Source organism: Actinomadura sp. KC345 (genome assembly GCF_004348515.1).
Classification (GTDB): domain Bacteria; phylum Actinomycetota; class Actinomycetes; order Streptosporangiales; family Streptosporangiaceae; genus Spirillospora.
The window spans coordinates 1-2,880 of the sequence record NZ_SMKH01000503.1 but is presented as its reverse complement, the minus strand read 5'-3'; the positions used below and the strand labels follow the sequence as shown (position 1 = coordinate 2,880).

Sequence of the window (2,880 nt, the reverse complement as noted above, 5' to 3'; positions counted from 1 at the left end):
GGGGCCGGGCAGGGCGGTGGTCACTGGACGTTCTGGACCGCGTCGCCCATCGCCTTCACGAACTCCGGCAGGCGGGGACCCCACCGGGAGGCGATGTCGTCGTCGAGTTCCACGACGCCGTCGTTCTTGACCGCGCCCAGGTCGGACCAGCCGGGGCGTTTGGCGATGGTGGCGGCGTTCTGGCCGCAGCACTTGGTGTCGGCCAGGAAGACCAGGTCGGGGTCCTGCTTGAGGAGGTACTCGCGGGACAGCTGCGGATAACCGCCGGTGGCCTTCTCCGCCTCGTCGGCGATGTTCTCGAGGCCGAACAGCCCGTACACCTGGCCGACGAACGTGCTGGACGTCACCGAGTGCAGCTGGTCGTCGAGCTCGTGGTAGTAGCTGAGCCCCTTGCCCTTGGGCGACGCGGCGACGGTCCGCTGAATGCTCGACCGCATGTCCGCGACGAGCTTCTCGGCCTCGGCGGTGCGGCCGGTCGCCTTCCCGAGGTCGTTGATCTCGTCGTAGGCCTCGTCCAGCCTGGTCGCCGACGGCTCCAGCAGCACGGGGATCTTGACCTTCTCCAGCGACCCGACGATGCCGTTCAGGTCGTCGGACAGGACGACGAGGTCGGGCTTGTACTTGATGACCGCCTCGGCGTTCGGCTTGAAGCCCGACAGCTTCGTCCGGGGCGCTTCCGCGGGGTGGTTGGAGTAGTCGTCCACCGCCACCACCTGCGGTCCGGCGCCGATGGCGAACAGCGTCTCGGTGTGGGTGGGGGAGAGCGACACGATGCGCTCGGGCCGGGCCGGGACGGTCACGGCGCCGTTGGCGGCCTGGACGGTGACGGCCCCCGCGTCCGGCTTCGCGTCGCCGGACTCGCCGGCTCCGCCGCAGCCGCCCGTGAAGACGACGGCGAGGACCGCCACCACCGCGCCGAGGGAACGTACGGGTCTCACTGGAGCCTCCTGGCAGCAGGGAAGCCGCGGCCCGCTCATGACGGATCGCCCTTCCACGAGGTCGAAGAATCGTCGGCGCGTGAGGAGGCGACCTGGCTCGGCCACTTCGAGAGGGGCACCACAGTTGCGGGACAGCACCGGATTCACACCGGACTTCGCTCCTGGCGCGCAGCATCGCAACGTTATCAGGCGCCGAATCCGATCCGTCCGGATTTACCGGAGTGAGTGCTCACTCTGTCCTTGACGGTGTGAGTCCTCACTCCGTAGCCTGGGCGGCATGGAGACCAGGAACCGGCGCCGTGCCCCGGGAATGAGCCCGCAGGAGCGCCGGGAGATGATCGTCCGGACCGCGCTGCCGATGGTCGCCGAGCACGGGACGACCGTGACGACCGGCCGGATCGCACGCGCCGCCGGTATCGGGGAGGCGACGATCTTCCGCGTGTTCGCCGACAAGGACGAACTGCTGGACGCCTGCGTCGCCGAGGCGCTGCGCGCCGACCGCGTCCTGGCCGAGATCGCGGCGATCCCGCTCGACCGGCCGCTACCGGACCGGCTCGCCGAGGCGGGCGCCGCGCTGGAGAACTACCTCGCCCGCATGGGCATGGTCATCGGGGCCCTCCACGCGACGGGCCGTCCCGCCCGGCGCCCGCCCGCCGGCGGCGGGCTCGGCGCCGGCCGCGACCGGGACGCCGCGATGAACCGGACCCGCGAGGCGCTCGCCGAGCTGTTCGAGCCCGAACGCGACCGGCTGCGCCTGCCCGTCGAGCAGGCGGCGGACCTCTTCATGGCCCTGGTGCTCGCGCGGTCACGTCCGCCCGGCGGTCCCGGCGCGCCGGTGCTCTCCATCGAGGCCTGCCTGGACGTCTTCCTGAACGGCGCGCTCACGGAACGGACCACTGGATGACGATCACCCTCGGCCACGCCCACCCGCACGGCGGGCGCGGTGTCTGCTTCTCCGACGCCGGCGGCAATCTCTACGAACTCATCTCGCCCTGAAGGCCCTGAGGAACTCCCTGGTGCGGCCACGGTTCTCGCCCGGCATGTACTCCGCCGCGACGAAATCGGTGGTGCCCGCCTTGGACAGCTCCTCCAGCCTCGCCGCGACCGCGTCCTCGTCCCCGACGATGGCCAGGTCCGCAGGACCGTCCACTCCTTCGCGGTCCATCATCGCCCGGTAGGACGGCAGCGACCCGTACAGCTCGAACATCCGGCCCGCCTGCTCCCGCGCGTGCTCGGCATCGTCCGTCACGCACACGGGCAACGCGCACACCACCCTCGGCTCCGGCCGGCCCGCCGCCTCGGCCGCCGCCGTGATGCTCGGCGCGATGTGCTCGCGGATCGTGACGGGCCCGGTCATCCACAGCACCGTGCCGTCCGCCCGCTCGCCCGCGAGCTGGAGCATCCTGGGCCCCAGCGCCGCGAGCAGCACCGGAACCCGGCCCTCGTTCGGAACGGTGAGCCCGATGTTGCCCTGGAGGGTCTCACCCTTGAACGACGCGTTCTCCCCCGCCAGCAGCGGCAGCAGGACCGACAGGTACTCGTCCATGTGGCGCCGCGGCCGGGCGTAGTCGTACCCGTACATGTCTTCGATGACGATCTTGTGCGACAGCCCGATGCCGAGCGTGAACCGCCCCTGGAGCGCCAGCGCGGCCGTCCTGGCCTGCTGCGCCATCACGGCCGGGTGCCGCGGATAGGTCGGAACCACCGCGGTCCCCAGCTCGATGCCCGGCACACCGCTCCCGGCCAGGGCCAGCGCGGTCGGTGCGTCCAACCCGAAGATCTGCGAGATCCACGCCGACGGGAACCCGTCATCCGCGGCCCGCCGCACGTCGTCCGCCAACTTGCCGAGCGCATCCGCCCCACCGTGCTCGCTCAGAAGAACACCGACCCGCACAACACCCTCCCACTAGCCGTCCTAGCCCAGATCCGTACACCCCAACAT

At 71.1% G+C, this 2,880-nt stretch carries 3 protein-coding genes and 1 riboswitch; of the genes, 1 reads left to right on the top strand and 2 read right to left on the bottom strand.

What is annotated here, in order from left to right:
• Positions 1-20: 20 nt before the first annotated feature.
• Entirely contained in the window at positions 21-938 is a 918-nt protein-coding gene (locus E1281_RS38880; protein WP_243717802.1) for an ABC transporter substrate-binding protein, read from the bottom strand.
• A 71-nt stretch (positions 939-1,009) separates the two neighbouring features.
• A riboswitch (cobalamin riboswitch) is annotated at positions 1,010-1,132 on the bottom strand.
• An 83-nt stretch (positions 1,133-1,215) separates the two neighbouring features.
• Here E1281_RS38880 and E1281_RS38875 point away from each other — a divergent pair.
• Positions 1,216-1,842 carry a TetR/AcrR family transcriptional regulator gene (locus tag E1281_RS38875; protein ID WP_243717801.1) on the top strand — a complete coding sequence of 209 codons (627 nt, stop codon included), beginning with the start codon at positions 1,216-1,218 and terminating at the stop codon, positions 1,840-1,842.
• Between the two features lie 78 nt (positions 1,843-1,920).
• Here the strand turns inward: E1281_RS38875 and E1281_RS38870 are convergent, their stop codons facing one another.
• Positions 1,921-2,832, bottom strand: a complete 912-nt coding sequence (locus E1281_RS38870) for an LLM class F420-dependent oxidoreductase (RefSeq protein ID WP_131884692.1) — start codon at positions 2,830-2,832, stop codon at positions 1,921-1,923.
• Positions 2,833-2,880 lie beyond the last annotated feature (48 nt).